Genomic DNA, 24,445 nt, shown 5'->3' with positions numbered 1-24,445 from the left:
TAGGTGGCGCATCGAATGATTTCCGAGGCCATCGCCATGCCCGCAAAACTCTCCGTCAATCTCAATGCCATCGCCATGCTGCGCAACCGGCGCGACCTGCCGTGGCCCAGCGTCACCGGCCTCGGCCGCATTGCGCTCCAGGCCGGGGCGCACGGACTGACGGTGCATCCGCGCCCCGACGAGCGGCACACAAGACACTCCGACCTGCCCGAGATCCGATCGCTGATCGACGACGAGTTTCCGCGCGCCGAATTCAACATAGAGGGCTATCCGACCGAGGAGTTCCTGGCACTTGTGGAAAAGCATCAGCCCGAACAGGTGACGCTGGTGCCGGACGATCCGGCCCAGGCAACCTCCGATCACGGCTGGAACTTCGCGGCCCAGGCTGCGTTCCTTACTCCGGTCGTCAAACGGCTGAAGAAGGGAGGCTTTCGCGTGTCGCTGTTTGCCGATCCGGACCCCGGTTGCGTGGCTGCCGCGCGCGATACCGGGGCCGACCGTATCGAGCTCTACACGGGTCCGTATGGAAGCTGTCATTCGGATTCCGCCAAGGCGGCCAAGGAATTGGAAAGGCTAGGAAAAACCGCCGATGCAGCGTTTGCTGCCGGGCTTCAGGTCAATGCCGGGCATGATCTGGTGGTTAGCAATCTGCCCGCGCTTGCCAAGCGCATTCCGGCATTGGCCGAAGTGTCGATCGGACACGGGTTGACAGCCGATGCGTTGGAGTATGGCATGGCTGGCACGGTGGGACGATTTCTCAAGGCCTGCGGCTGGTAGGGGTTGAGCTTGGCATGGCAGGCATGGCAGCCATCGTGTGCAGTTGATATCGTATCGCAATATGCTTAGTGCACCGCACGCTTACCGGAGAGTGGTTCATGGCACTTGCCAGTAGCGGTAGCGACTCTGAAACCGGCGAGTCGGGCCATTCCGAGGTTGAGCAGCACAGCACCAAGGTTCTGATGCTGGGCGCTTTGGGTGTCGTGTATGGGGATATCGGCACCAGCCCGATCTATGCCTTTCGCGAGGCGCTTCACGCTTCTCCCGGCACGGATACGCGCGGTGATGTCTTGGGTGTCCTGTCGCTGATCGTCTGGGCGCTGACCATCATCGTGACCATAAAATATGTCGCCTTCGTGCTGCGCGCCGACAATAAGGGCGAGGGCGGTACGCTGTCTTTGATGTCGCTTGCACGCAGCGCCTATCCAAAAGGCGCGCGACTCATCCTCGGGATTGGGCTCTGCGGCGCGGCACTGTTCTTCGGTGACGCGATCATCACGCCCGCCATCTCCGTGCTGTCGGCGGTTGAAGGCCTGAAGGTTGTGACCCCGACATTGGAAGCCTATGTGGTGCCCATCACTTTGGTCATCCTGGCGATCTTGTTCTCGGTGCAACGGTTCGGCACCGGAAAGGTCGCGGCTGTGTTCGGTCCGGTGACGGCGTTTTGGTTCCTGGCCATTGGCGTCGCCGGCATCTATCACCTGATGGACGATCCGTCGGTCCTGCTGGCGGTCAATCCCTACTATGCGGTTGCCTATCTGGTTGGCACGCCGACAGCTGCGTTCGTCACCGTTGGCGCGGTATTCCTGGCGGTGACCGGGGCGGAGGCGCTTTATGTCGATCTCGGCCATTTCGGACGCAAGCCGATCGTGCTCGCCTGGCTAGCGATTGTGTTTCCCTGTCTGCTGCTCAACTATTTCGGGCAAGGTGCCTTTGTGCTCGCAAATGGTGGCAGGCCGACCAATCCGTTCTTCCAGATGCTGCCGGACTGGGCACTGATGCCGATGGTCGGTCTGGCCACGGCCGCGACCGTCATCGCCAGTCAGGCGGTGATTTCGGGCGCTTTTTCGCTGACTCGGCAAGCGGTTCAACTGAACCTTCTGCCGCGTATCGAGGTGCAGCACACGTCCGAAATGAAACTCGGACAAATCTATATGGCGCGCGTCAACCTGCTCATTGCGCTGGGGGTGATGCTGCTGGTCGTCGGCTTCGGCAGCTCAAGTTCGCTGGCCTCCGCTTACGGTATCTCCGTGACCGGTGAAATGCTGATGACGACGATCCTGCTGTTCGTAGTCATGCGCAAGCTGTGGAAATGGAGGCTGGCACTGGCGCTGGCACTGGCATTGCTGTTCGGCATCATCGATAGCGGCTTCTTCCTGGCGAATGTCGTGAAGATCTTCGAAGGCGGCTGGGTATCGATCACCGTTGCCTGCGTTATGGGGTTAGTCATGTCGACGTGGATACGCGGCAGCCGCTATCTGTTCGACAAGACCCGCCGCAACGAAATCCCGCTCGATTTCCTCGCCGGCAATCTGTTGAAGAAGAAACCGCAGCTGGTGTCCGGCACCGCCGTGTTCCTGACCAGCGATCCGCTCAGCGCGCCAACCGCGCTGATGCACAGCCTCAAGCACTACAAGGTGCTGCACGAGCAGAACGTCATCCTCTCGGTGGTGACGGCGCCGCAGCCCGTGGTGCCCGACAGCGACCGGGTCAAGATGGAGACGGTCAACGAGCTGTTCATGCGGGTAACGCTGACCTTCGGCTATATGGAGCAGCCCAACATCCCGCGTGCGCTGGCGATCTGCCGCAAGCAGGGCTGGAAGTTCGACATCATGACGACGTCGTTCTTCCTGTCGCGGCGCTCGCTCAAGGCCTCGCCCAATTCAGGCATGCCGGTGTGGCAGGACCGGTTGTTCATCGGCCTGGCGCGCACGGCGGCCGATGCGACGGAGTATTTCCAGATCCCGACCGGCCGTGTGGTGGAGATCGGAACCCAAGTAGCGATCTGATCGATGCCGGTGCGGACCGTCGTAGGGGTGCTGCCGGTAGCGTGGATCGATACAGAGAATGTCCGATAGTCGACGAGCCTCGCGTAGCAGACATGGCAGCCATTACCCCACGGCACTTGATATTGCATCGCAGCAAGCGTAGAGCACCGCGCGCTTATCGGAGTGTCGTCCATGGCCCTTACCAACACTGGTAGTGAGGCAGAACCCGTCGAACAATCGAGCCATCCAGAAGTCGAGCAGCACAGCACCAAGGTTCTGATGCTGGGTGCGCTCGGTGTCGTTTATGGTGATATCGGCACCAGCCCGATCTACGCCTTCCGCGAGGCGCTGGTGGCGTCGTCGGGCGGCAATGTCGCCCAGCGCGGCGATATTCTGGGCGTTCTGTCGCTGATCATCTGGTCGCTGACGATCATCGTCACCATCAAATACATCATGTTCGTGCTGCGCGCAGACAACCGCGGCGAGGGCGGCGTGCTGTCGCTGATGGCGCTGGCGCGCGGCAGTTTTCCGAAGCGCTCTGCGCTGTTGCTTGGCATCGGCATCGTCGGGGCCTCGCTTTTTTTCGGTGACGCCGTCATCACTCCGGCGATTTCGGTGCTGTCGGCGGTCGAGGGTATGAACGTCGTCACGCCGACCTTCCAGCCTTATGTCGTGCCATTGACGCTGGTCATCCTGGCGATCCTGTTTTCCGTGCAACGGTTCGGCACCGGCGGCGTCGCGCTGATCTTTGGCCCGATAACGGCGGTGTGGTTCCTGGCTATCGGCCTTTCCGGGCTCAACCACATCATCGCCGATCCGGAAATCCTGTGGGCGGTGAGCCCGCACTATATCGTCGCTTTCCTGATCAATTCGCCCGACGTGGCCTTCGTCACCATCGGAGCCATCTTCCTGGCCGTCACCGGCGCGGAAGCGCTTTATGCCGATCTTGGCCATTTCGGCCGCAAGCCGATCGTGCTGGCCTGGCTGGCGATCGTGTTTCCCTGTCTGCTGCTCAACTATGCCGGGCAAGGCGCCTTCGTGTTGGCCAAGAACGGCGTCGTCGGCCATCCGTTCTTCGAAATGAATCAGGGCTGGACGCTGATCCCGATGGTGGTGCTGGCCACGGCCGCGACCGTCATCGCCAGTCAGGCGGTGATTTCAGGCGCCTTCTCTCTGACCAGGCAGGCGGTGCAGCTCAACATGCTGCCGCGCCTCCAAATCTCGCACACGTCGGAGAGACAATCGGGCCAGATCTACATGCCGCGCGTCAATCTGCTGCTGGCGCTGGTGGTGATGATGCTGGTCGTCGGCTTCGGCGAGTCCAGCAAACTGGCCTCCGCCTACGGCATCTCGGTGACCGGCAACATGCTGGTGACGACCGTGCTGTTGTTTGTGGTCATGACGCGGATCTGGAGATGGCGGCTGTGGATGGCGGTTGCCATGACAGCGCTGTTCGGCTTCATCGACGTCGGTTTCTTTGCCTCCAACATCGTCAAGGTATTCGAGGGGGGCTGGGCTTCGCTGGCGGTGGCCTTCACCATCGTGCTGGGCATGTGGACCTGGGTGCGCGGCAGCCGCTATCTGTTCGACAAGACCCGCCGCAACGAAATCCCGCTCGATTTCCTCGCCGGCAATCTGTTGAAGAAGAAGCCGCAGCTGGTGTCCGGCACCGCCGTGTTCCTGACCAGCGATCCGCTCAGCGCGCCAACCGCGCTGATGCACAGCCTCAAGCACTACAAGGTGCTGCACGAGCAGAACGTCATCCTTTCGGTGGTGACGGCGCCGCAGCCGGTGGTGCCCGACAGCGACCGGGTCAAGATGGAGACGGTCAACGAGCTGTTCATGCGGGTGACGCTGACCTTCGGCTACATGGAGCAGCCCAACATCCCGCGTGCGCTGGCGATCTGCCGCAAGCAGGGCTGGAAGTTCGACATCATGACGACCTCGTTCTTCCTGTCGCGGCGCTCGCTCAAGGCCTCGCCCAATTCAGGCATGCCGGTGTGGCAGGACCGGTTGTTCATCGGCCTGGCACGCACGGCGGCCGACGCGACGGAGTATTTCCAGATCCCGACCGGTCGTGTCGTTGAGATCGGTACACAAGTAGCGATCTAAACAGGCGATTGCCAAACGGGCTGTGCCTGACAGCACAGCCCTGCCATACCGGTGAAAATGCCGCCTCAGCCCGCCAATGCGGTTTTGTTCGCCTCGAGAAATTGCTTCAACGTCTTTGGCGTCCTGCCGGAAAGCGTCTCGATCGCGTCGGTCACCATGGCGATGCGGCCGGCGCGCGTGTTGGCGTCGAAGGACACGACGACGTCAGCGAAGTCCTCGGGGACGCCTGCTGCCTTCACCCCTTCCGTCAAGGCTTCATCCGGAACCTGCACGACATTGAGCGGCTTGCCGGTGACCTCGCTCACCAGGGCGGCGATCTCGGCCGTGGTGTAGGCGTGCGGGCCGGTCAACGTGTAGGTCTTGCTTTCGTTTGAGGCGCCAACGAGGCCGGCGGCTATCGCTGCGGCCATGTCATCGCGTGCGCCGTGCGCAATGCGGCCTTCGCCGGCGGACGTATACCAGTGTCCCGAGGCGATCGCGTGCGGCAGGGCCATGAACAGGTTCTCCTGGTACCAGCCGTTGCGGAAGATCGTGTAGGGGATGCCACTCGCCTTGATCGCCTGCTCGGTGCCGTAGTGGTCGCCGGCAAACAGCACCGGCGACACCGGCTCCGGATTGGGCATCGAGGTGTAGAGCAGATGCGAAATGCCGGCGTTCTTGGCCGCTGCGACTGCATTTTTGTGCTGTTTCAGGCGCTTGCCGCTTTTGAGATCGAGATCGCCGGTCGAAATGATCAGCACCTTGTCGGCGCCCTTGAATGCGGTTTCCAGCGAGGCCGCGTCGTTGAAATCGGCGGCCCTGACGACAACGCCGCGCGCCGCTAAATCGGCCCCGTTTTCTGGATTGCGTGTGGTGGCGATGATCTTCGCCGGCGGAACTTTGTGCGTGTCCAAGAGATGGTTGATGACGCCGCGGCCAAGCTGGCCGGAGGCGCCGGTGACGAGAAGGGTTTCGGTCATGGGGGATCCTGACGTTGCGCCGCAAGGGCGGATCGAGTGCTAGTCTCCGAAAGAGACCAGCACTAAAATAGGAATTGACCCACCGCCGTAAAGAAGGCAGTTTTTCGGGAGGTAGGCACAGGCAGGGAACCAGCCATGGACGGCAAGGTCATCAATCTGAAATCGAAGATGGAGGTCTACAAGGCCATCTCCGGCGGCGGCAATTTCGCCAATTGTCCGGTTCGCGATGTCATCCAGGGCGTCAGCGGCAAATGGAGATCGCTGCTGATGATGGCGCTGGCTGAAAGACCCTATCGCTTCGGCGAGTTGAGGCGCCTGGTGCCCGATATTTCGCAACGCATGCTGACCCAGACGCTGCACGATTTGCAGCGCGATGGCTATGTCCATCGTGAGGTGTTCCCGACCAAACCACCGAGTGTTGAATACAGCCTGACCGATCTCGGGCGCTCGATGTTCGGCGCCTTTCATCAATTGATTCTGTGGGCCGAACTAAACCACGATGCGGTGCGAACAGCGCGCGCCGATTTTGATGCCGCCCAAGGTTGAGCCGGTCCGTCAGCCGGAGAAAGCCCGATCCGCAACCTGATTTCGTCCGGCCGCTGAAGGATTGTCCCGGCCATTCGGCTTTCCTCGCCTCGATGGTGGCTGGAACCGTGATCGATCCGTTCAGGCGGATCGGGCTTGCAGAGGCGAAGTGGCCGGATCGCTTCGGCCAATGAGGCTCGAAAGGTACGATCCCTTTGCCTGCAGGAACGCACCCAGGTCCCGCGGGTAGTCCGGTGCCACAGCGTGCTTGATCGACGCCCGTTCACTCAATGCCTTGCGCCAGGCCCGGACGAGCGGCTTGCCCTCCAGGATGCCGAAATCGCCGATCCGGTCGAAGGCATCGAAGTAACGGAAGATCGGGCCGTAGACGGCATCGACGAGCGAAAAGCGCTCACCCGCGAACCATGGTCCGTTCCGTATGCATTCCGCCAGCTCGGCCTCAACACGATCGAACATCGCTGACAATGAACCGGACTCGGCAAGGAAGCCGGCCTCGGTCGAGGCTGAATAGAACCGACCGATGGCGTTAAGGGTTGCCGAGCCGAATTCGATCCAGGCACGGTGTCGGGCGCGCGTATAGGGGTCGGTGGGGTGGAGGGGGCTGGCCTGAGTCTCTTCGAGGAATTCGAGGATGACAGCGGATTCGAAGATCACCGTTTCCTCGCCATTTCGCTGCACGCGCAGCAGCGGCACCTTGCCGAGCGGCGAGATCGCCCTGAACCAGTCCGGCTTGTTGGCGAGATCGATATCGACGCGCTCGAACGGCACGCCCTTTTCAGCCAGTGAAATCGCGGCGCGCTGCACATAGGGGCAGAGATGATGGCTGACGAGAATGAGCTTGTCGGGCATCTCACTCGCCCCAATGTCGGCGAGTTTGCAGGTTTCGTGTTTCATAGGATTGGCTTTCCATAGTTAATGCAGTTGCGTCTATCTAGATGCATACGCATCGATCGTCAAGCTTGATGCAATTGCATCTATTGCCTATGCTGGGCCATGACCGAGAAAGCCGCGCCTTCGCCCGAAGCCATCAAGGCCTGGGCCCGCCTGATGCGCGTTTCGCGCCAGCTGATGGAAAGCGCCGAAGAGGCGTTGAAGGCGGCTGGCCTGCCGCCGCTTGCCTGGTATGACGTGCTGCATGAACTCGCCGAGGCGGGCGAGGGCGGGGTGCGACCGTTTCAGCTGATCGAGCGCACTCTGTTCGCGCAATACAACATCTCCCGGCTGCTGGCGCGGCTCGAGGCCGATGGGCTTGTGGAGAAGCTGCCGGTGGCCGATGACGGTCGCGGCCAGACCATCCGCATCACGGCCAAGGGCCGCGAGACGCGTCGCCGGATGTGGGCTGTCTACGGACGGTCGATCGCCGAACTGGTTGGTGCCAAACTCTCGGCCGATGAGTTGACCATGGTCTCGGCACTGCTCGGACGGCTGCGTCATCCGCCCGTCGTGGACTGACGCCATGGCACCGAGCCGACCTGGCGAGGTCAGGCCAGATGGCTGCCCCAGAGAAACGCCAGCGTCGCCAGCACGCCAAGTGCGGTGCGAACCAGATGCAGATTGCCCCATTTGACGATCAGGGACCTGGCTTGAGGATTGGCGGCGCCTGCGTCCATCGCCCCCAGCACCCTGTTGGTCGGCATCATGGCGATCAGCGTCCATGGCCAGGGCAGGATGATCAATACGGCGCCAACCAGAAAGGCGAGACCGCCGGCCTGCCACCAGGCAACCAGACCGAGAACGCAGGCGACAATGGCAATCGACGCCTGCATGGCGGCGCCTCGTTTGTAGGAAGGCTGCCATTCCTGCAGCAGCGCCTTGTCATCGAGACGAAGCCGCGCCGGTTGCTCGGCGACGCTGACATAGATCGCAGCGCCGGAGAACGCGGCGGCAACCGTCAAGGCAAGCAACCCGATCAGCATCTTCTTTCCCGCGCAAGCCGTCCGGCGCTGATGCCGTCCAGACAGAAATAGGGCTTGCAAGGCTCAAAACAATACGCCATAGATTAGGCGAACCGTAACGTACGGTACGGCTGGTCGGGGATAACCGGCCAGCCTTGCCTTTGAGAGAAGAGCGTGTTGCACATCCTACCCGAGATCGACAACAGCCAAGCGCTGACCGAGCGGCAGAAGGCCGTTCTCGATGCGGCGTTGCGGCTGCTGGTCGAGGAGGGCGACCAGCTGACCATGACCGCCGTGGCGCGCCGTGCGAGTTGCTCCAAGGAAACGCTCTACAAATGGTTCGGCGATCGTGACGGGTTGCTGACGGCGACAGTGCAGTGGCAGGCCTCGAAAGTGCGGGTGGCGCCGGTCGACGGCAAGGGGCTCGATCTGGCCTCGCTGACGGCAAGCCTGGAACGCTTTGCTTCCGACTGGCTGAAGGTAATTTCGAGCGACACCTCGATCGCGCTCAATCGTGTGGCGGTCGGCCATGCCGGATCGGGAAAGGACAATCTCGGCGCCGTGGTGCTGGAGAATGGCCGTTTTGCGCTGGCCAAGCGGTTGAAGCCTGTCCTTGAGGCCGGCCGCCAGGCCGGGTGGCTCGACTTCGCGGATGCCGAAACGGCGTTCCGCACCTTTTTCGGGCTGGTCGCCCGTGACGTGCAGATACGTCTGCTGCTCGGCGACCGGCTGGAATTGACTGAGGCGGCGATCGGCGGCGATGCCGCGCGGGCGACGCAGCAGTTTCTCGCTCTTTTCGGAGCAAAAACCGGCCGCAAGGCTGATTCATAAAAACGGGAAGGAAGACAAAATGCGCGTCTATTACGATCGTGATGCCGATCTCAACCTGATCAAGGGCAAGAAGGTCGCCATCATCGGCTATGGCAGCCAGGGCAGGGCGCATGCGCTCAACCTCAAGGATTCCGGCGCCAAGGAGATCGCAATCGGCCTCAAGGCTGGCTCGGCGACCGCCAAGAAGGTGGAGGCCGATGGGCTCAAGGTGATGAGCGTGGCTGACGCCGCCAAATGGGCCGACCTGATGATGATGGCAACGCCTGACGAACTGCAGGCCGACATCTACAAGAACGAGATCGCGCCGAACATCCGCGACGGCGCCGCGATCGCTTTCGCACACGGCCTCAACGTGCATTTCGGCCTGATCGAGCCGAAGTCGACGGTCGACGTCGTCATGATCGCGCCCAAGGGTCCCGGCCATACAGTGCGCGGCGAATACCAGAAGGGCGGCGGCGTGCCCTGCCTGGTCGCCGTCAACCAGGACGCTTCGGGCAATGCGCTCGACCTGGCGCTGTCCTACGCCTGCGGGGTCGGCGGCGGCCGTTCGGGCATTATCGAGACCAATTTCCGCGAGGAATGCGAGACCGATCTGTTCGGCGAGCAGGTCGTGCTGTGCGGCGGCCTGGTCGAACTGATCCGCGCCGGCTTCGAGACGCTGGTGGAAGCCGGATACGCGCCGGAAATGGCCTATTTCGAGTGCCTGCACGAGGTCAAGCTGATCGTCGACCTGATCTATGAAGGCGGCATCGCCAACATGAACTACTCGATCTCGAACACTGCCGAATGGGGCGAATACGTCTCCGGTCCGCGCATCATTACCGCCGAGACCAAGGCCGAGATGAAGCGCGTGCTGAAGGACATCCAGACCGGCAAGTTCACATCGGAGTGGATGCAGGAATACCGCGCCGGCATGTCACGCTTCAAAGGCATCCGCCGCATGAACGACAGCCATCAGATCGAGGAAGTCGGCGCCAAGCTGCGCGCGATGATGCCCTGGATTTCGAAGAACAAGCTGGTCGACAAGGCGAAAAACTAAGCGAAATCAGCACATACAGCTGGAATCTGAAACGGCGCCTCGTGGCGCCGTTTCCTTATTCTGCCGGTAGGTCGGCTGCAGCTCAGCTATAGGGCGAGTAGCACTGCTGGCGCGGGCCGCTATAAGGCTGGAACGTGTTGTCGTAGGCGCGATACGACCGATAGCGGTTGTAGCACCATTGGACATGGGCGCTCGAAAGCCGTCCTGCGCGGTAATAATGGCGCGGCGCCGGCCTGACATAGTACCTGTCATAGTAGTTGTAGTTGTTGTACATGCTGCCGAGGCCGAGCCCCAGCCCAAGGCCCAGGATCGCGGCCGCTCCATCATCGTAATAGCGGCCGCCGCGATAATGGTGGCGACCGTGGCGCCAACGCCAGTCATCTCCGCCATTCCAGTTGCCGCGGTTCCATCCATTCCAGTTGCCGCGGTCCCAGTTGTCACGGTTCCAGTGGCGACGCCCATCATGGCGGCGCCACCTCCAATTATCACTGTAGAACGGACGGTTGTTGCCGCCCGCCCATTCCTCGCGGACCGGGGTGACCGCCGGTGCCGCGGTGCTGGTGGGAATCGACAGTGTCGGCTGTATGATCGGGCCGGCAGCGGACGGTGCCGTGGTGCCGGAGAGGATACTGAGCGCTACCAGTCCTGATGTTATCGTGGACGAAAAGAGCGAATTCATTGCACTCTCCAAGAAGTACAGGCCCCACGCCTACCCGAGGAATGGGCCTAATGTGGATGTTTGCATCTGAACGGCGGATGAACGGAAAGGTTCCGATCAACCATGGCGCGTATGCGCCCAGGACCAACCGGTCTCCACGGGTGGTCCTGCGGCCTTGTTTTCCGCAGCGCTTGCGGGCAAAGGTCATGGCATGTCGCTGCGCCTTGCCACTTTCAATGTCGAGAACCTGATGAACAGGTTCGATTTTTCCGGCTATCGCAACCAGCTCAACGAAGATCGAACGTTGGCGCTGTTCGATATCCAGAGCGAGGCGGAATACAAGATGCTGGAGCAGGCACGCGCCATCGCCCAGTCCGACGACACGCGCCAGTTGACGGCACTGGCGATCGCGGCCACCCGCGCCGACATTATCTGCATGCAGGAGGTCGACAATATCGAGGCGCTGAAGGCCTTCGAATACGGTTACCTGTTCAAGATGGTGGGACAAGGCTACCGGCAGAAATACATCACGTCGGGCAATGATTCGCGCGGCATCGACGTTGCCGTGATGATGCGCAACGAAACCGCGCACGGCCAGCCGATCGAATTCGTGCGCATGACCAGCCACGCCTATGTCACCTACGAGCAGTTCGGGCTGCACACGCCGGAGTTGGCGGCACTTGGCAACCAGGCCAATGAGCGCATCTTCCGGCGCGATTGCCTGGAGATCGACATCACGGTGGGCAGCGTGCCGCTGACGCTTTATCTCGTGCATTTCAAATCGATGGGCTCGCCGCGCAACGGGTTTGACGGGCGCGAGGCTACGATGCCGGTCCGCGTCGCCGAGGCGCAGGCCGTGCGGCGGATCATCGAGGAGCGCTTCGGCAAAGACCATGCCGCTGACAAGCGCTGGGCGATCTGTGGCGACATGAATGACTACCGGCAACGCGTGATGGTCGCCGGCGATGCGATCGACGGCTACCGCTTCGAGGTGGTCGACGAGAGCCTATCCTGCATCAACGTGCTGACGGCGGGCGGCTTCTGCGAAAATGTCGTCGAGCGGCGGCCCGAGATAGACCGCTGGAGTTTTTATCACACACGCGGACCGGAAGAGCGGCATCTGTGCCAGCTTGACTATATCCTGCTGTCGAAGGGGCTCTCCGCCAGCAACGCTACGGCTGTTCCCGACATCATCCGCAACGGCCAGCCCTGGCGCACGATTTTCCCACCCGGCCAGGAGGTGGATCGCTTTCCGCGCGCCGGCTGGGATCGTCCGAAGGCGTCGGACCATTGTCCGGTGGCCATCACCCTGGACATCGTTTGATGCGGCCATGAGTTTCGACCTGCCGCGCAATGTCATCCTGCCGGTCGACGCCGTCGACGTCAGGCTCGATCCCAGCCCACATCCCTTCGCCTGGGACAATGCAGGGGCCATCGCCGAGAACTGGCAGCACGAAATCGCCGCCAATCCGGCGCTGTTCGATGGCATAGTGGTGCTGCTGTCGCAACTCGCGTACCGCGACAACCGTCTCGTCGGCCGCTGCCATGCGGTCAATTACTCGACTTTCCTGCTGTGGCGAAAACGGCGTGAGAATTCGGGCGCCGAGCATGCCTATGCGCATGCCATGCTGGTGGCAGGCGACAACGCGCTGGTGGCGATCCGCATGGGACCGCACACGGTCAATGCCGGCCACGTCTATTTCGCCGCCGGCTCGTTCGAGCCGCTCGATTTTCGCGATGGGCTGGTCGATGTCGATTTCAACATGATCCGCGAGGTGCGCGAGGAAACCGGACTCGACCTGTCGAATGCCGAACGCGGCAAGCGCTACCACGCCCTGTCGACCAACAGCGGAACGGTGATCTTCCGCCGCTATCACGCGAAGGCGCCCGCCGATGAGATCGCGCGCCGCATCTCCGCCTTCGTCGCCACCGAAATCGATCCGGAGATCGAGGGACCGGTGATCATCCGTGATGCCGCCGACCTGCCGCAAGGGCTGTCGCCGCACATGAAGCCGCTGATTGATTGGCATTTTGCCGGCAGGGATTAGCGTTGCGTCTTGTCCTGCGCCTTGCGGTCGTTGCGGGCGGCGACGAAGAACAGGATTACGCCGATGCCCAGCAAGCCGCCCATCGCCATCCCCATGGTCTGGCCGACGACTGCCTGGAAATCTGGTGTGACGCGGTCGGGATTGGCCATGCCGTAGCGGGCGAGATACCAACAGATGCCTGCAAGGAAGGCCTCGATGATAACCATCGCCAGGATCAGGCGCGCCTTCTTGCTCATGTGCTATTCCTCCACCCAGGGTGAATTGCCTAGCATCGCGAATGGTGCGGCGACAGTGGCGGGGCGGGGTGGGAACGTCGAAGCCTGTGCAAAAGCGGGCCGGGCGCGGGGTGCGTTCCGATCGGGTTGCCCTATTCGTGCCTTAGCGCATCGATCGGATCGAGCCTGGCGCCGCGTAGCGCCGGGAAGAAGCCGAACACCATGCCGATCAGCGCCGAGAAGCCGACGGCGAGCAGGATGACCGCGGGGCTTGGCGCGAAGGGGATGGTCAGCGTCACCGCGGCGAGGCCGGCCAGCGCCAGGCCGATCAGGATGCCGATGATGCCGCCAAGCAGCGACAGCACCGTCGCCTCGACCAGGAACTGGATGAGGATGTGCTTTTCATGCGCGCCGATGGCCAGCCTGATGCCGATCTCGCGTGTACGCTCGGTGACCGAGACCAGCATGATGTTCATGATGCCGATGCCGCCGACCAGCAGGCTGACGCCGGCGACAGCACCCAGCATGCCGGTCATGGTGGTTGTGGCGCTGGCCATGGCGTCGGCGATCTGGGTCATGTCACGGATGGCGAAATCGCTCTCGCGGTCCGGCGTGATGCGGCGCGCGTCGCGCAAAATATCCTCGACGCGCGGCTGCAACTCGCTGGTCGGCGTGCGGTCGTCGGCGGCGATGTAGATGTTGTCGATGTCACGGTTGCCTGCGATGCGACGCTGATAGGCATGCAGCGGCATCAGGACGACGTTGTCCTGGTCCTGCCCGAAGCCGGTATAGCCCTTGGGCTCGAGCAGGCCGACGATCTTGCAGGAGGTGCGGTTGACGCGGATGATCTCGCCCTCGGGGTCGCCGGCGCCGAAGAATTGCTGGCGCACCGTCTCGCCGATCAGCACACGCCGGTGCCCGAGCGGGTCTCGGAATCGCTGAACGGCCGGCCGGACACCAGCTTCCAGTCGCGGGCGTCGAGATAGGCGCTGTCGGTGCCGGTGACGCCCGAGGTCAGGCTCTCGGTGCCGAAGATGACGCGGACCTGCTTTTGCGAGGCCGGTGAAATGGCGCGCGCACCGGTCAGATGCGCAACGAGCGCCGCCAGGTCCTTTTCGGCCAGCGGACGCACCACCTGGTCGAGCCCACCCGGGCCTCCGGGGCCGGCCGGACGGCCGGAGCGGACGACCAGCAGATTGCTGCCGAGCTTGGAGATGTCGGCCTTGACCTTTTCGGTGGTGCCAGAGCCGATGGTCAGCATCGCGATAACGGCGGCAACGCCGATGACGATACCGAGCAAGGTCAGGAATGAGCGCAGCACGTTGCGACGGATCGAGCGGAGCGAGAGACGGACGGTTTCCCAGATCATGGTTGTGCCACCTCGATCTTCATGGTGTCGGAGGCGACATGCCCGTCGAGGAAGCGAATTGTGCGTTCGGCATAGCCGGCGACGTCGGCCTCGTGGGTGACCATGGCGATGGTCAGGCCAAGCTCCTTGTTCAGCCGGGTCAGCAATTCCATGATCTCGTGCGTACGTGCGGTGTCGAGATTGCCGGTCGGCTCGTCGGCGACGAGCAGCGTCGGGCGGGTGACGATGGCGCGGGCGATCGCCACGCGCTGCTGCTGGCCACCGGAGAGTTCCGCCGGCGTGTGGTGCTCGCGGCCGACAAGGCCGACCTCTGCCAACGCCTGCATGGCAAGGTCGCGGCGTTCGCGGGCGGCGACGCCGCGATAGATCAGCGGCAGTTCGACATTTTCCGTCGCCGTGGTGCGGGCCAGCAGGTTGTAGCCCTGGAAGACGAAGCCGACATAGAGGTTGCGCAGCATGGCGCGGCGGTTGCGGTCGAGCCGCCCGGCGTCGATGGCCATGAAGGAATAGGTTCCGGCCGTCGGCGTGTCGAGGCAGCCGATGATGTTCATCGCAGTCGACTTGCCGGAGCCGGACGGCCCCATGATGGCGACGAATTCACCGCGGCGGATGGCAAGGTCGACGCCGGCCAGCGCATGCACCCTGGCCTCGCCCTGGCCATAGCTTTTCCAGACCTTGTCGAAGGTGATGAGGGTCGCGCCCGCGGCCACGGTGTCAGCTCCGCTGCTGCGACGCTGTGATGACTTGAGCGCCTTCGTCCAGGCCCGAAATGATCTCGGTCAGTTCGCCGTCGGTGGAGCCGATCTTGACGTTGACCGGGCGCGGACGCCCATTCTCCAGCACGTAGAGCGTGCGCGAGCCGTCGGTGGGCGGCGTCGGGGCTTGGCTCTGGCGATTGCCGCCGGGGCGACCCATGCGGCCGGTAAACAGATCGCTCAGGTTCCACGTGCGGGCGGCAGGCGCCGTGGGCCGATAGCGAAAGGCCGTGGCCGGCACGGTGAGCACGCCCTTGGCCTGTTTGGTGACGACCGAAACGGTGGCGGTCATGCCGGGTCGCAGCAACAACTCGTCGTTGTCGACTTCCAGCCGCGCGTTGTAGGTGACGACGCCGTCGGTGGTCACCGAGGCATAGGAAATGTCGCGGATCTCGGCATCGAATGGCCGATCCGGAAAGGCATCGACGGTGAAACGGGCATGCTGGCCTGTCTTGACCGCGCCGATGTCTGCCTCGTCGACCGCAGCCACCAGTTCCATGTTCCTGAGATCGGCGGCGATGATGAACAACACCGGCGCCTGCAGGGAGGAGGCGACCGTCTGGCCGGGATCGACCGAGCGCGTCAGCACGATGCCGTCGATCGGCGCATAGATCGTGCTGTTGGCAAGGTCGGTCTGCTGCGATTTCAGATCGGCATTGGCGATGGCGAGATTGGCGGTGGCGCTGTCGAGTGCCGCCTTGGAACGGTCGCGCGTCGCGGTCGCAGCTTCGAGCGACTGGTCGGTCGCCATGCCGCGCTTGGTCAAAGCCGCCGCGCGGACAAGCGCCTTTTCGTTTTCGGCGAGCGTTACCGTGGCGTCCTCGACATTGGCCGCCGCACCCTTGGCGGAGGCCTCAGCCCGTTCGATCTGGACCTGCAGCTTGGCGGTGTCGAGCGCTGCCAGCACGTCGCCCTTCCTGACCCGCTGGTTCTCCTCGACAGACACCGAACGGATGATGCCGGAGAGCTGGCTGGAAATGTCGACCTGGGTGAGCGGCTGCAGCGTGCCGGTCGCCGACACCGCGACGGTGAGGTCGGCCTTGGCGGCGGGCACCGTGGTGTAATCGATCCTGGCCGGCGTGCCGGCATACCACTGATAGGCGCCAAGCCCGCCGGCGAGCACGATCAGCGCCAGCAGGGCATAGAGCCAGCCGCGCCGGCGCGACTTGCGCAAACCTTGCTTGTCCAGCCCGAGCGCCGTCTCGATGGTGGTATCCGATTCCGTCTTTGGCAGATTGACAATCTGGTCCACGCTGGACCCCTATAATGCGCAATGTCCCGATCTGTGCACAGATCAGGCTTGATGGTTCGAATATCAAATTAAATTTCGCCCATGTTTGGATTGAGGCAGGAATGAAAACCCGGAATTACTTGCTTTACGATGTGTTTACGACGGAGCGACTGGCCGGCAATCCTTTGGCCGTCGTGCTGGACAGCAAGGGATTGGACACGGCCGCGATGCAGGCAATCGCCCGCGAATTCAACCTGTCGGAATCGGTTTTCGTGCTGCCGCCGAACAATCCCAAGCATAAAAACCGTATCCGTATCTTCACGCCCGACTATGAAATGCCGTTCGCTGGCCACCCAACAGTGGGTTCGGCGATAGCGCTGGCCGAACTGGCGGAAGAGGGCGGCGCTGGCATCTTCGTGCTGGAGGAAAACATCGGCCCGGTGCGTTGTGCAGTCAGCAAGCATGATGGAGCGACGTTTGCCGAGTTCGATCTGGCGAAGCTGCCGGAGCCGCTGAAGCTGGAGGCCGATCCGGAGGCTATCGGTGCGGCCCTTGGCCTGACGCCGCACGAAATCGGCTTCGAGAATCATCGCGTCGCGTTCTGGTCGGCGGGCGTGCCTTACGTCACCATTCCGGTTGCCAATCTCGAGGCGGCGGGGCGAATCCGGCTGGACAACCAGGCCTGGTCGGAACTGGCGCCGCGCAAGAGCGATTGGGCCTTCGCCAGCCCGTATGTCTATTGCCGCGAGACGGTGAACCACGAAAGCGCCTTCCATGTGCGCATGATCGTGCCCGGCACGCCATCGTATGAAGATCCGGCGACGGGTTCGGCGGCAGCGGCTTTTGCCGGCGCCATCATGCATTTCGACGCGCCGACCGACGGCATTTGGCAGCTGTGGATCGAGCAGGGGCTGGAGATGGGCAGGCCATCGCGAATTCGCCTCGAATTGAACGTGGAAGGCGGAAAACTGGCCTCCGCACGCATCGGCGGCAATGCCGTGAAGGTGGCGGAGGGCAAGCTGTTCGTTTGATCGCGATGGGCTGAAAGCGATTTGTCGGGAAATGACTCCGGCAGGGCTGGACATGACCGATGGTGGCGGCTATATGCCCGCCAACGCCGGTTTTTGCCGGCCGAGTGGGTGCGTAGCTCAGTTGGTAGAGCAGCTGACTCTTAATCAGCGGGTCCACAGTTCAATCCTGTGCGCACCCACCAAATTCTTCGAAAAATTGGTGGAAAGACCCTGAAAGCGAGACGCGTTTGACCGTGTCTCGGGCCAATGGTCTGGCCCCGATATTTAACCAGCAATGGTGGGCCTCAAGCGATCTGATCTAACCGCGTCGAGAAATGCGGCTCAGAAACCTGCCGAATCGAAATGCAATACTTTCTTTCGCGCTTGCAGTTTCGTTGACATCAGCTCCACCTTCCCCGCCTGAGAAATCGCTGATGAGCCACCAGAAGAAGACCAGGAAGACAACGAAAATGCCGGTATCGATCGGGCCATGACTTGAATAGCTGCTGTGACGGAGTACAGCGGCGACCGCCCCGGCGATAAACACTGCAGCTGCGGCAGGATGAAGTTTCTTCATCCGCAAGATATATTTGAGAATCCCGGCCATTGGAAGACGCCGGCGACACTACTGTTCCCTTGGCTTGTATGCCTTGAGCAGGGAAATCGACGATTACTTCTCCGAAACACCCGCCTCGGCAAAGCTCGCCATATGGGTATGGCACTCCAGCGCTGAACGGACGATGTTGACGGCCAGACACGCGCCGGAGCCTTCGCCGAGCCGCATGCCAAGGTCGAGCAGCGGCGGCAGGCCGAGCGCTTCGAGCAGGCCACGATGGCCCGATTCAGCCGAAACGTGCGCGGCGATCGTGTGGGCGAGCCCCGTCGGATGCAGCTTTGCCAGTGGGGCCGCGGCGGCGGTGCAGACGAAGCCGTCGAGCAGCACGGGTATGCCCAGATGGCGGGCGGCCAGCGTGGCGCCGAAAATGGCGGCGAGTTCGCGTCCGCCAAGATTGGCTGCGACGTTTAGTGGGTCGGAAAGAGAATCGGCGTGGCGCTTCAGGCCGGTTTCGATGGCGACCACCTTGCGCCTCAGGCCGGCGTCGTCGACGCCGGTACCGCGCCCGGTCCATTTTTCAGCACCACCGCCGAACAGCGCGGCTGAAATGGCGGCGGCCGGCGTGGTGTTGCCGATGCCCATTTCGCCGAAGCAGACGAGGTCGAGGTCTTTGGTCATCGCGTCGTAGCCGGCCGACACGGCGGCGAGGAAGGCTTTCTCATCCATCGCCGGCATTTGAGTGAAGTCGCCGGTCGGCTGGTCGAGATCGAGCGGAATGACGTCGAGTTCGGCGCCAGCCATGCGGGCGAGCTGGTTGATGGCGGCACCGCCACCGGCGAAGTTCGCCACCATCTGCACGGTGACCTCGGAAGGATAGGCCGACACGCCTTGCGCGGTGACGCCATGGTTGCCGGCGAAGACGAAAACCTTGACGCGATCGAGTTTTGGCATGTCGCGGCTCTGCCAGCGCGCCAGCCATGCAGCGATCGTCTCCAGCCGGCCGAGGCTGCCTTGCGGCTTGGTCAGGGTGTCCTGGCGGCGCGCAACGGCATTGGCCGCGGCGTCGCTGCCAGCCGGCAGCTCGAGGCAAGCGGCGCGCAGTCCATCGAGTGATTTGAAGGGCATGGGGGCAAAGTCTCCAAAAGAGAATCAGGTCAAAGGGAATCAGGAAAGGGCTACTGAAGCGACGAGAAGCACCGCGATTTCGCTCGCCTGCTGCAAGGCACCGATCGTGTCGCCGGTCTGGCCACCGATCTGGTTGAGGCAAAGGGCGCAGAACGCGGCAAACAAAAGGCCGAGCAGGATGAGCGCAAAAACGGCGCCTCCCAGCCCGAGCAGGAGCAGCGGGATCGCACCGACCACGGCGCCGGCCATGGCGGCTTCCCGCGAGACGGCGCCGGCGTCGGCCGACAGGCCATCGGCCCGGGCCGGCGGCAAGAAATGCATGAAGGCGCCGAGCAGACCGCGCGAGGCCGCGTGTGCGGCCACGAGGGCGAAGAGCGCCTGTGTGGGGTCGACGAGTTGCGAAAGGACGCTCCAGCGGATCAGCAGCGACAGAGCCAGCGCCGCAGCACCATAGGCGCCGATGCGGCTGTCGCGCATGATCTCGAGTTTTTTGCCGCGCGACTTGCCGCCGCCAAAGCCGTCGGCAACATCGGACAGCCCGTCCTCATGCAGGCAGCCGGTGGTGAGCAGGGTAGCCGCAAGGGCAAGGGCGGCCGCCGGAGCTATGGCAAGGCCAAACCGTTCCGCCGTGGCAAAGACGATGGCGCCGATCAGGCCGACGACGAGGCCGGTGACCGGTGCGGCCCAGATCGCTGCGGCAAGGCTGCGGCCGCGAAAATCGAACACGGGCAGCGGCAGACGGGTGAAGAAGACCAGGCAAAGCGCGATGTCGTCGAGGACCTGCCGAGGCGACAGACTGATGTTTCGGAGCCTCATGCTCTAGCCCTTCGCTATGGCGTGGAAGAAGGTACCGCTGACATGGCCCCGCCGATAGCCCGAGGCGCCGATCGGATTGCCCTGGCCGTCGGCAAGGTCGGCCAACGGCTCGTCATTACCGATGGCGGTCATTTGCGCATAGTGGAATTCGTGGCCGCGGATCAGCGCGCCAGCTGAGCCCAGCGGACAATCGGCACGCAACCGGGCCTCGCGGTAGCCGAGGTTCATCTTGCGCTTGGCAAAGCTGGTGGAATGGCCGAGCAGGCCAAGCATCGCATGCGTTTCGCCGGAGGCGGCCTCGAGCGCTTCGCCAAGCACCATGAAGCCGCCGCACTCGCCATGGATGGGCTTCGTCGCGGCGAATCTTGCCATTCCGGCGCGGAAATTTGCGGCGGCTACGAGCCGGCCGGCGTGAAGCTCGGGATAGCCGCCGGGCAGCCAGCAGACGTCGCAATCTTCATCGGGTGCCTCGTCGGCGAGCGGAGAGAACGGGACGATTTCGGCACCCGACTTGCGCCAGTAGGCGGCGACATGCGGATAGAGGAAGGTGAAGGCGGCATCTTCGGCCAGCGCAATGCGTTGACCGGGCGGTGCCAGCGCGTCGGCGAAGCCGCCGGGCGCCGGGGTAAGGGGTGTCGCCAGGGCCATAATGGCGTCGAGGTCGAGCGATTTTTCCGCCATGTCGGCAAGCCGGTCGAGATGTGCCATCAGGTCGTCATATTCACCGGCCTGCACAAGACCGAGATGGCGCTCAGGCAGGTTGAGGGTCGGATCGCGCAGGATAGCGCCGACGACCGGCAGGCCGATCGCCTCGATGGCATCGCCGGACAGCCGGCGGTGCCGCTCGCTGCCCAGCCGGTTGAGCACGACGCCGGCCATGCGCACGTCCGCATCATAGGTGGCAAAGCCCTTGGCGACGGCGGCCGCGGTGGTCGACTGGCCGGACACATCGAGCACCAGCAGCACCGGCAGGCCGTAGAGCCGCGCCAGGTCGGCTGCCGAACCGCTGCGCCCCTGCGAAGCCGGAATGCCGTCGAACAGTCCCATGGCGCTTTCGAGGATGACGAAATCGGTGTCGTCGGCTGCCTGCGCTGCCAATGCGTTGAGCAGCGACGGCGGCATCGCCCAGCTGTCGAGATTGACGCCGGAAAGCCCGGTGGCTGCGGTGTGGAAGCCTGGGTCGATATAGTCGGGACCGGATTTGGCGCCCCGCACCTTCAGCCCGCGCCGGGTGAGCGCGCGCAGGATGCCGATGGTGACGCTGGTCTTGCCAGAGCCCGAGCGCGGCGCGCCGATGATGATGGCGCGAGCCGTCATGCGTTCCCCGCCAGTGCCGCGCGCATGGCGACGATGCCGCCGACGACGATCAGCGCCGGCGAGGCAAGGCCGGCGGCAGCGGCTTCCTCGGCAATGGTGGCCAGCGTGGCGACGACCGTCCGCTCCTGCGGTGTCGTTGCGGCGACGATCACCGCCGCCGGCGTCGACGGCGCCAGCCCGCCATCGAGCAGCGCCGCGGCGATCAGCGGCAGATTGGCCATGCCCATATAGACGACGACAGGCTGGCCGGTGCGGGCGATTGCCGCCCAGTCGAGATCGTCATCGGTGCCGGCGGCATGGCCGGTGGCCAGGATCACGGCCTTGTTGATGCCGCGCATGGTGGCCGGGATGCCGGTGGCGGCCAGCGCGCTGAGCCCCGAGGTCAGGCCGGGCAGGACGCGAAACGGGATAGCTTCCCGCGCGAGCGCCAGAGCCTCTTCGCCGCCACGGCCGAAAATATAGGGATCGCCGCCCTTCAGCCTGACGACGCGACGGCCAGCGCGCGCCAGCCGCACCAAGAGGGCGGTGATGTCGTCCTGTTTCATCGACGGCTTGCCGCCGCGCTTGCCGGCAAAGAAAAGCTCGGCATTTTCGGCAACGGCGACGACATCTGGTGAGACCAGCGCGTCGTAGACCAGGGCATCCGCCTCGGCCAACGCCGCCAGCACTTCCAGCGTCAGGCAGCCAGGGTCGCCGGGACCGGCCCCGGCCAGCCAGACATGGCCTGGCTCGAGCCGGCGCGGTTTGAAATTCAGCCGCGACAAGGCTTTTTCGAGCGTGGCATTCTCGCCGGTATCTTTGGTGCTGCCGCTCACAATCCGTCCCGCCCGCGAAAACGCCGCTGATAGTGCGCGTCGTACAATGAACTTTCGCCAAAACCTTCCGCTGCCAGCGAACGGCCGACGAAGATGATTGCCGTACGCTCCATTGGGTCGGCGGCGAGCTGCGCTTCGATGGTCGCCAGCGTGGCGGTCAGCACGCGTTCGTCCGGCCAGGAGGCGCGGAAGACGATCGCTACCGGGCAGTCGCCGCCATAATGCGGCGTCAGCTCCGCGACGACGCGGTCGATGGCGTGGATAGCCAGATGAATGGCGAGCGTGGCGCCGGTGCGGCCGAAGCCCGCCAGCGTCTCGCCGGGCGGCATTTTTGAGGCGCGGCCGGAGACGCGAGTCAGCACCAGGCTTTGCGCAACTTCGGGAATGGTCAGTTCGCGGCGAAGTGCTGCGGCAGCGGCGGCGAAGGAGGGGACGCCCGGTGTCAGCGTGTAGGGGATGCCATGCTTTTCCAGCCGGCGGATCTGCTCGGCAACGGCGCTCCACACCGACAGGTCGCCGGAATGCAGGCGGGCGACATCATGGCCGGTATTATGGGCGTCCAGAAATGCGGCCTCGATCTCATCAAGCGACATCGGCGCGGTGTCGATCAGTTTTGTCCCCGGCGCGCAGTGCTGCAAAAGCTCGGGCGCCACGATTGAACCGGCATGGAGGCAGACCGGGCATCTGGCCAGAAGCCTTGCGCCACGCAGTGTGATGAGGTCGGCGGCGCCCGGGCCGGCACCGATGAAATGAACGGTCATGGCGCGTCTCCGCTGATGGCGATGGCGCAAGTGACCGGGCCGAGCACCGTGCGGGGGCCAAGCAGTCTGGCGCCTTTGCCGGCGACGGCAAGGGCGGATGCCTCGGAAACCGATGGCGTGCCGGCCAGATCCTGCGAGAGGTCGGAATGGCTGAGCGTTTCCGGCGAGGCGGCCTGGAGCGCTGAGTCATCGACGACGATGACTGGAAGACGCAGCGCGCGGCCAGCGGCAGGGATGGCTTCTTCATCCTTCTTCAGCGTGGCAGTCGCCAGCGCCGAAAGAGCCGTCATCGCCAGCCCATGCGCTTCCAGGGCGGTTTCTATCGCGGCAAGCACGTCCTCGACGCGTACACCTTTTCGGCTGCCGATGCCCGCGACCATCATGGCTTCACCCAACTCCATTGGGTGACCGGCATGGCCGGCCGCCATGCCTGCATCGATCCGACGGGCGAAGCGCGGGATATGGCGATCCGGGTAAGGTCGCCGCCGAGCTTTGTATGCTGGGCAAGAAGCAGGGCTTCCATCTCCAGCGTCACCGCATTGGCAACGAGGCGGCCGCCGGCGCGCAAGGCCTTGATGGCGGCGTTCAAGACGCCGGTGTCGCTGCCGCCACCGCCGATGAAGATCGCGTCAGGTGTCTCCAGCCTGGCAAGCGCCTTGGGCGCGCTGCCTTCCACCACGACAAGGCCGGGAACGCCACAGGCGGTCGCGTTGCGGCCGATGCGGGCGGCGCGGATCGGGTCGGCCTCGATGGCGATGGCGCGCATCGAGGGGTGGGCCAGCATCCATTCGATGCCGATGGAACCGGAGCCGGCGCCGATGTCCCACAGCAATTCGCTACGCCTCGGCGCCAGAGCCGACAGGGTGACGGCACGGATTTCGCGCTTGGTGATCTGGCCGTCATGGTCGAACAGATGATCGGCAAGGCCTGATGTGAGCGGCAGCACGCGCGCTTGCGGGCTAGGATCAATCTCGATAGCCAGCACGTTGAGTGGATTGATGTTTTCGAGGTCGAAGGCGTCGGCGCGGGCCGTGCGCCAATTCTCGTTTGGCCCGCCCAGCGCCTCCAGGACAGTCAGCGGCGAGGCACCGAAGTCGAGTTCGGTGAGCAGGCGAGCGATTGCCGCAGGGGCTTCGGCATCCGAGGTCAGCGCCAGGATGCGGGCGTCCGGCTGCAGCAGCGGCCGGATCAGGTCGATCGGTCGGCCATGCAGCGACACGGTCTCGATGTCCTGCAGCGCCCAGCCAAGCCTGGCGGCCGCCAGTGAAACGGCCGACGGGGCGGGAATGACATGCATCTCTTGGGGCTTGACCTTGCGGGCGAGGGTGGCGCCGACGCCGTGGAAGAAGGGGTCGCCGGAGGCGAGCACGCAGACGTTTTTGCCGGCAAGCGCCAGCACGTCGGCCATCTCGGCATCGAATGGAACCGGCCAGGGGCGCGCTTCGCCCTTGGCGAAGGATGCGACCAACGCCAGGTGCCGCTTGCCGCCGAAGATGATCTCCGCCTGCGCAATCCGCTGCTTGGCCTCGTCGCCGAGACCCGCTAAACCGTCCTCGCCGATACCGACGATGGTGAGCCATCGTGAGTTGACCCTGGCACCGTGCGGACGCTCAGCAGGCATG

Annotated in this window: 26 protein-coding genes, 1 tRNA gene and 1 pseudogene; 11 read left to right on the top strand and 17 right to left on the bottom strand. The window is 63.6% G+C overall.

Going from position 1 to position 24,445, the window contains the following annotated elements:
• Positions 1 to 36: 36 nt before the first annotated feature.
• The 3 genes from NKJ90_RS20055 to NKJ90_RS20045 all read left to right on the top strand — a co-directional run bounded on the left by NKJ90_RS20055 (position 37) and on the right by NKJ90_RS20045 (position 4,877).
• Entirely contained in the window at positions 37 to 777 is a 741-nt protein-coding gene (locus tag NKJ90_RS20055; protein WP_023757100.1) for a pyridoxine 5'-phosphate synthase, read from the top strand.
• Positions 778 to 875: 98 nt separating this feature from the next.
• Entirely contained in the window at positions 876 to 2,786 is a 1,911-nt protein-coding gene (locus tag NKJ90_RS20050; protein WP_352486645.1) for a potassium transporter Kup, read from the top strand.
• A 171-nt stretch (positions 2,787 to 2,957) separates the two neighbouring features.
• A complete protein-coding gene (locus tag NKJ90_RS20045) occupies positions 2,958 to 4,877 on the top strand; it encodes a potassium transporter Kup (RefSeq protein WP_352486644.1) in 1,920 nt (639 codons plus the stop codon).
• A 65-nt stretch (positions 4,878 to 4,942) separates the two neighbouring features.
• Here the strand turns inward: NKJ90_RS20045 and NKJ90_RS20040 are convergent, their stop codons facing one another.
• The gene (locus NKJ90_RS20040; protein WP_352486643.1) at positions 4,943 to 5,836 is read right to left on the bottom strand and encodes an SDR family oxidoreductase; all 894 of its coding nucleotides are present in this window, start codon (positions 5,834 to 5,836) and stop codon (positions 4,943 to 4,945) included.
• Positions 5,837 to 5,971: 135 nt separating this feature from the next.
• On the opposite strand from NKJ90_RS20040, the gene NKJ90_RS20035 reads away from it, so the two are divergent.
• A complete protein-coding gene (locus NKJ90_RS20035; RefSeq protein WP_023757103.1) occupies positions 5,972 to 6,382 on the top strand; it encodes a winged helix-turn-helix transcriptional regulator in 411 nt (136 codons plus the stop codon).
• A 120-nt stretch (positions 6,383 to 6,502) separates the two neighbouring features.
• On the opposite strand, the gene NKJ90_RS20030 is transcribed toward NKJ90_RS20035, so the two are convergent.
• On the bottom strand, positions 6,503 to 7,231 hold the full coding sequence (locus tag NKJ90_RS20030; RefSeq protein WP_023757104.1) for a glutathione S-transferase family protein: 729 nt from the start codon (positions 7,229 to 7,231) through the stop codon (positions 6,503 to 6,505).
• Positions 7,232 to 7,375: 144 nt separating this feature from the next.
• Between NKJ90_RS20030 and NKJ90_RS20025 the strand changes: the two genes are divergently transcribed.
• Positions 7,376 to 7,834 (top strand): MarR family winged helix-turn-helix transcriptional regulator, encoded by a 459-nt coding sequence (locus NKJ90_RS20025; RefSeq protein ID WP_023757105.1) that lies wholly within the window; start codon positions 7,376 to 7,378, stop codon positions 7,832 to 7,834.
• Positions 7,835 to 7,863: 29 nt separating this feature from the next.
• On the opposite strand, the gene NKJ90_RS20020 is transcribed toward NKJ90_RS20025, so the two are convergent.
• Positions 7,864 to 8,298: an anthrone oxygenase family protein gene (locus NKJ90_RS20020; protein WP_023757106.1), complete on the bottom strand. Its 435-nt coding sequence runs from the start codon at positions 8,296 to 8,298 to the stop codon at positions 7,864 to 7,866.
• 153 nt (positions 8,299 to 8,451) lie between these two features.
• Between NKJ90_RS20020 and NKJ90_RS20015 the strand changes: the two genes are divergently transcribed.
• Together NKJ90_RS20015 and ilvC are read left to right on the top strand one after the other, a co-directional pair.
• Positions 8,452 to 9,108 carry a TetR/AcrR family transcriptional regulator gene (locus NKJ90_RS20015; protein ID WP_023757107.1) on the top strand — a complete coding sequence of 219 codons (657 nt, stop codon included), beginning with the start codon at positions 8,452 to 8,454 and terminating at the stop codon, positions 9,106 to 9,108.
• Between the two features lie 19 nt (positions 9,109 to 9,127).
• Entirely contained in the window at positions 9,128 to 10,147 is a 1,020-nt protein-coding gene (gene ilvC, locus NKJ90_RS20010; RefSeq protein WP_023757108.1) for a ketol-acid reductoisomerase, read from the top strand.
• Positions 10,148 to 10,229: 82 nt separating this feature from the next.
• Here ilvC and NKJ90_RS20005 read toward each other — a convergent pair whose 3' ends face one another.
• Positions 10,230 to 10,826, bottom strand: a complete 597-nt coding sequence (locus tag NKJ90_RS20005) for a BA14K family protein (protein ID WP_023757109.1) — start codon at positions 10,824 to 10,826, stop codon at positions 10,230 to 10,232.
• Between the two features lie 190 nt (positions 10,827 to 11,016).
• On the opposite strand from NKJ90_RS20005, the gene NKJ90_RS20000 reads away from it, so the two are divergent.
• Both NKJ90_RS20000 and NKJ90_RS19995 read left to right on the top strand, forming a co-directional pair.
• Positions 11,017 to 12,129: an endonuclease/exonuclease/phosphatase family protein gene (locus NKJ90_RS20000; protein ID WP_352486642.1), complete on the top strand. Its 1,113-nt coding sequence runs from the start codon at positions 11,017 to 11,019 to the stop codon at positions 12,127 to 12,129.
• Positions 12,130 to 12,136: 7 nt separating this feature from the next.
• Positions 12,137 to 12,853: a hypothetical protein gene (locus NKJ90_RS19995; RefSeq protein ID WP_023757111.1), complete on the top strand. Its 717-nt coding sequence runs from the start codon at positions 12,137 to 12,139 to the stop codon at positions 12,851 to 12,853.
• On the opposite strand, the gene NKJ90_RS19990 is transcribed toward NKJ90_RS19995, so the two are convergent.
• The 5 genes and pseudogenes from NKJ90_RS19990 to NKJ90_RS19970 all read right to left on the bottom strand — a co-directional run bounded on the left by NKJ90_RS19990 (position 12,850) and on the right by NKJ90_RS19970 (position 16,444).
• On the bottom strand, positions 12,850 to 13,089 hold the full coding sequence (locus tag NKJ90_RS19990) for a hypothetical protein (protein ID WP_023757112.1): 240 nt from the start codon (positions 13,087 to 13,089) through the stop codon (positions 12,850 to 12,852). The two genes, NKJ90_RS19995 and NKJ90_RS19990, sit on opposite strands and share 4 nt — an antisense overlap.
• Positions 13,090 to 13,220: 131 nt before the next feature.
• Positions 13,221 to 13,535 carry an ABC transporter permease gene (locus tag NKJ90_RS19985; RefSeq protein WP_352486659.1) on the bottom strand — a complete coding sequence of 105 codons (315 nt, stop codon included), beginning with the start codon at positions 13,533 to 13,535 and terminating at the stop codon, positions 13,221 to 13,223.
• A gap of 231 nt (positions 13,536 to 13,766) precedes the next feature.
• Positions 13,767 to 14,329, bottom strand: a pseudogene (locus tag NKJ90_RS19980) (ABC transporter permease); the annotation flags it as partial.
• 104 nt (positions 14,330 to 14,433) lie between these two features.
• Positions 14,434 to 15,147, bottom strand: coding sequence for an ABC transporter ATP-binding protein (locus NKJ90_RS19975; RefSeq protein WP_023757113.1), 714 nt, complete (start codon positions 15,145 to 15,147; stop codon positions 14,434 to 14,436).
• 4 nt (positions 15,148 to 15,151) lie between these two features.
• Positions 15,152 to 16,444 carry an efflux RND transporter periplasmic adaptor subunit gene (locus tag NKJ90_RS19970; RefSeq protein WP_023757114.1) on the bottom strand — a complete coding sequence of 431 codons (1,293 nt, stop codon included), beginning with the start codon at positions 16,442 to 16,444 and terminating at the stop codon, positions 15,152 to 15,154.
• 101 nt (positions 16,445 to 16,545) lie between these two features.
• On the opposite strand from NKJ90_RS19970, the gene NKJ90_RS19965 reads away from it, so the two are divergent.
• Both NKJ90_RS19965 and NKJ90_RS19960 read left to right on the top strand, forming a co-directional pair.
• Complete coding sequence (locus tag NKJ90_RS19965; RefSeq protein ID WP_023757115.1) at positions 16,546 to 17,454, top strand: PhzF family phenazine biosynthesis protein; 909 nt, start codon at positions 16,546 to 16,548, stop codon at positions 17,452 to 17,454.
• 106 nt (positions 17,455 to 17,560) lie between these two features.
• A tRNA-Lys gene (locus NKJ90_RS19960) sits at positions 17,561 to 17,636 on the top strand.
• A 116-nt stretch (positions 17,637 to 17,752) separates the two neighbouring features.
• On the opposite strand, the gene NKJ90_RS19955 is transcribed toward NKJ90_RS19960, so the two are convergent.
• From NKJ90_RS19955 to NKJ90_RS19920, 8 genes are all read right to left on the bottom strand, one after another.
• Positions 17,753 to 18,040, bottom strand: coding sequence for a hypothetical protein (locus tag NKJ90_RS19955; RefSeq protein ID WP_023757116.1), 288 nt, complete (start codon positions 18,038 to 18,040; stop codon positions 17,753 to 17,755).
• A 63-nt stretch (positions 18,041 to 18,103) separates the two neighbouring features.
• Positions 18,104 to 19,114 carry a nicotinate-nucleotide--dimethylbenzimidazole phosphoribosyltransferase gene (gene cobT, locus NKJ90_RS19950; protein ID WP_352486641.1) on the bottom strand — a complete coding sequence of 337 codons (1,011 nt, stop codon included), beginning with the start codon at positions 19,112 to 19,114 and terminating at the stop codon, positions 18,104 to 18,106.
• A 39-nt stretch (positions 19,115 to 19,153) separates the two neighbouring features.
• Positions 19,154 to 19,930, bottom strand: a complete 777-nt coding sequence (cobS, locus tag NKJ90_RS19945) for an adenosylcobinamide-GDP ribazoletransferase (RefSeq protein ID WP_352486640.1) — start codon at positions 19,928 to 19,930, stop codon at positions 19,154 to 19,156.
• Between the two features lie 3 nt (positions 19,931 to 19,933).
• On the bottom strand, positions 19,934 to 21,247 hold the full coding sequence (locus tag NKJ90_RS19940; protein ID WP_023757119.1) for a cobyrinic acid a,c-diamide synthase CobB: 1,314 nt from the start codon (positions 21,245 to 21,247) through the stop codon (positions 19,934 to 19,936).
• Positions 21,244 to 22,062 carry a uroporphyrinogen-III C-methyltransferase gene (gene cobA / locus NKJ90_RS19935; RefSeq protein ID WP_023757120.1) on the bottom strand — a complete coding sequence of 273 codons (819 nt, stop codon included), beginning with the start codon at positions 22,060 to 22,062 and terminating at the stop codon, positions 21,244 to 21,246. The genes NKJ90_RS19940 and cobA overlap by 4 nt, the downstream gene beginning before the upstream one ends.
• Positions 22,059 to 22,823, bottom strand: coding sequence for a precorrin-4 C(11)-methyltransferase (gene cobM / locus NKJ90_RS19930; RefSeq protein WP_023757121.1), 765 nt, complete (start codon positions 22,821 to 22,823; stop codon positions 22,059 to 22,061). Before cobM ends, cobA begins: the two co-directional genes overlap by 4 nt.
• Positions 22,820 to 23,206, bottom strand: coding sequence for a cobalamin biosynthesis protein (locus NKJ90_RS19925; RefSeq protein ID WP_023757122.1), 387 nt, complete (start codon positions 23,204 to 23,206; stop codon positions 22,820 to 22,822). Before NKJ90_RS19925 ends, cobM begins: the two co-directional genes overlap by 4 nt.
• Complete coding sequence (locus NKJ90_RS19920; protein ID WP_023757123.1) at positions 23,203 to 24,444, bottom strand: bifunctional cobalt-precorrin-7 (C(5))-methyltransferase/cobalt-precorrin-6B (C(15))-methyltransferase; 1,242 nt, start codon at positions 24,442 to 24,444, stop codon at positions 23,203 to 23,205. Before NKJ90_RS19920 ends, NKJ90_RS19925 begins: the two co-directional genes overlap by 4 nt.
• Position 24,445: the final 1 nt, after the last annotated feature.

Origin of the sequence: Mesorhizobium sp. M0051 (genome assembly GCF_040323235.1) — a bacterium.
Classification (GTDB): domain Bacteria; phylum Pseudomonadota; class Alphaproteobacteria; order Rhizobiales; family Rhizobiaceae; genus Mesorhizobium.
The sequence above is the reverse complement of the archived record's forward strand: the minus strand, read 5'-3'. Positions and strand labels throughout refer to the sequence as shown.

Excerpts from the sequence above, each read along its gene's own strand:
- NKJ90_RS20055 (WP_023757100.1), top strand. The coding sequence starts at position 37 with ATGCCCGCAAAACTCTCCGTCAATCTCAATGCCATCGCCATGCTGCGC.
- NKJ90_RS20050 (WP_352486645.1), top strand. The coding sequence starts at position 876 with ATGGCACTTGCCAGTAGCGGTAGCGACTCTGAAACCGGCGAGTCGGGC.
- NKJ90_RS20045 (WP_352486644.1), top strand. The coding sequence starts at position 2,958 with ATGGCCCTTACCAACACTGGTAGTGAGGCAGAACCCGTCGAACAATCG.
- NKJ90_RS20040 (WP_352486643.1), bottom strand. The coding sequence starts at position 5,836 with ATGACCGAAACCCTTCTCGTCACCGGCGCCTCCGGCCAGCTTGGCCGC.
- NKJ90_RS20035 (WP_023757103.1), top strand. The coding sequence starts at position 5,972 with ATGGACGGCAAGGTCATCAATCTGAAATCGAAGATGGAGGTCTACAAG.
- NKJ90_RS20030 (WP_023757104.1), bottom strand. The coding sequence starts at position 7,231 with ATGCCCGACAAGCTCATTCTCGTCAGCCATCATCTCTGCCCCTATGTG.
- NKJ90_RS20025 (WP_023757105.1), top strand. The coding sequence starts at position 7,376 with ATGACCGAGAAAGCCGCGCCTTCGCCCGAAGCCATCAAGGCCTGGGCC.
- NKJ90_RS20020 (WP_023757106.1), bottom strand. The coding sequence starts at position 8,298 with ATGCTGATCGGGTTGCTTGCCTTGACGGTTGCCGCCGCGTTCTCCGGC.
- ilvC (WP_023757108.1), top strand. The coding sequence starts at position 9,128 with ATGCGCGTCTATTACGATCGTGATGCCGATCTCAACCTGATCAAGGGC.
- NKJ90_RS20005 (WP_023757109.1), bottom strand. The coding sequence starts at position 10,826 with ATGAATTCGCTCTTTTCGTCCACGATAACATCAGGACTGGTAGCGCTC.
- NKJ90_RS20000 (WP_352486642.1), top strand. The coding sequence starts at position 11,017 with ATGTCGCTGCGCCTTGCCACTTTCAATGTCGAGAACCTGATGAACAGG.
- NKJ90_RS19995 (WP_023757111.1), top strand. The coding sequence starts at position 12,137 with ATGAGTTTCGACCTGCCGCGCAATGTCATCCTGCCGGTCGACGCCGTC.
- NKJ90_RS19990 (WP_023757112.1), bottom strand. The coding sequence starts at position 13,089 with ATGAGCAAGAAGGCGCGCCTGATCCTGGCGATGGTTATCATCGAGGCC.
- NKJ90_RS19985 (WP_352486659.1), bottom strand. The coding sequence starts at position 13,535 with ATGCTGGTCTCGGTCACCGAGCGTACACGCGAGATCGGCATCAGGCTG.
- NKJ90_RS19965 (WP_023757115.1), top strand. The coding sequence starts at position 16,546 with ATGAAAACCCGGAATTACTTGCTTTACGATGTGTTTACGACGGAGCGA.
- NKJ90_RS19955 (WP_023757116.1), bottom strand. The coding sequence starts at position 18,040 with ATGGCCGGGATTCTCAAATATATCTTGCGGATGAAGAAACTTCATCCT.
- cobT (WP_352486641.1), bottom strand. The coding sequence starts at position 19,114 with ATGCCCTTCAAATCACTCGATGGACTGCGCGCCGCTTGCCTCGAGCTG.
- cobS (WP_352486640.1), bottom strand. The coding sequence starts at position 19,930 with ATGAGGCTCCGAAACATCAGTCTGTCGCCTCGGCAGGTCCTCGACGAC.
- NKJ90_RS19940 (WP_023757119.1), bottom strand. The coding sequence starts at position 21,247 with ATGACGGCTCGCGCCATCATCATCGGCGCGCCGCGCTCGGGCTCTGGC.
- cobM (WP_023757121.1), bottom strand. The coding sequence starts at position 22,823 with ATGACCGTTCATTTCATCGGTGCCGGCCCGGGCGCCGCCGACCTCATC.
- NKJ90_RS19925 (WP_023757122.1), bottom strand. The coding sequence starts at position 23,206 with ATGATGGTCGCGGGCATCGGCAGCCGAAAAGGTGTACGCGTCGAGGAC.
- NKJ90_RS19920 (WP_023757123.1), bottom strand. The coding sequence starts at position 24,444 with ATGCCTGCTGAGCGTCCGCACGGTGCCAGGGTCAACTCACGATGGCTC.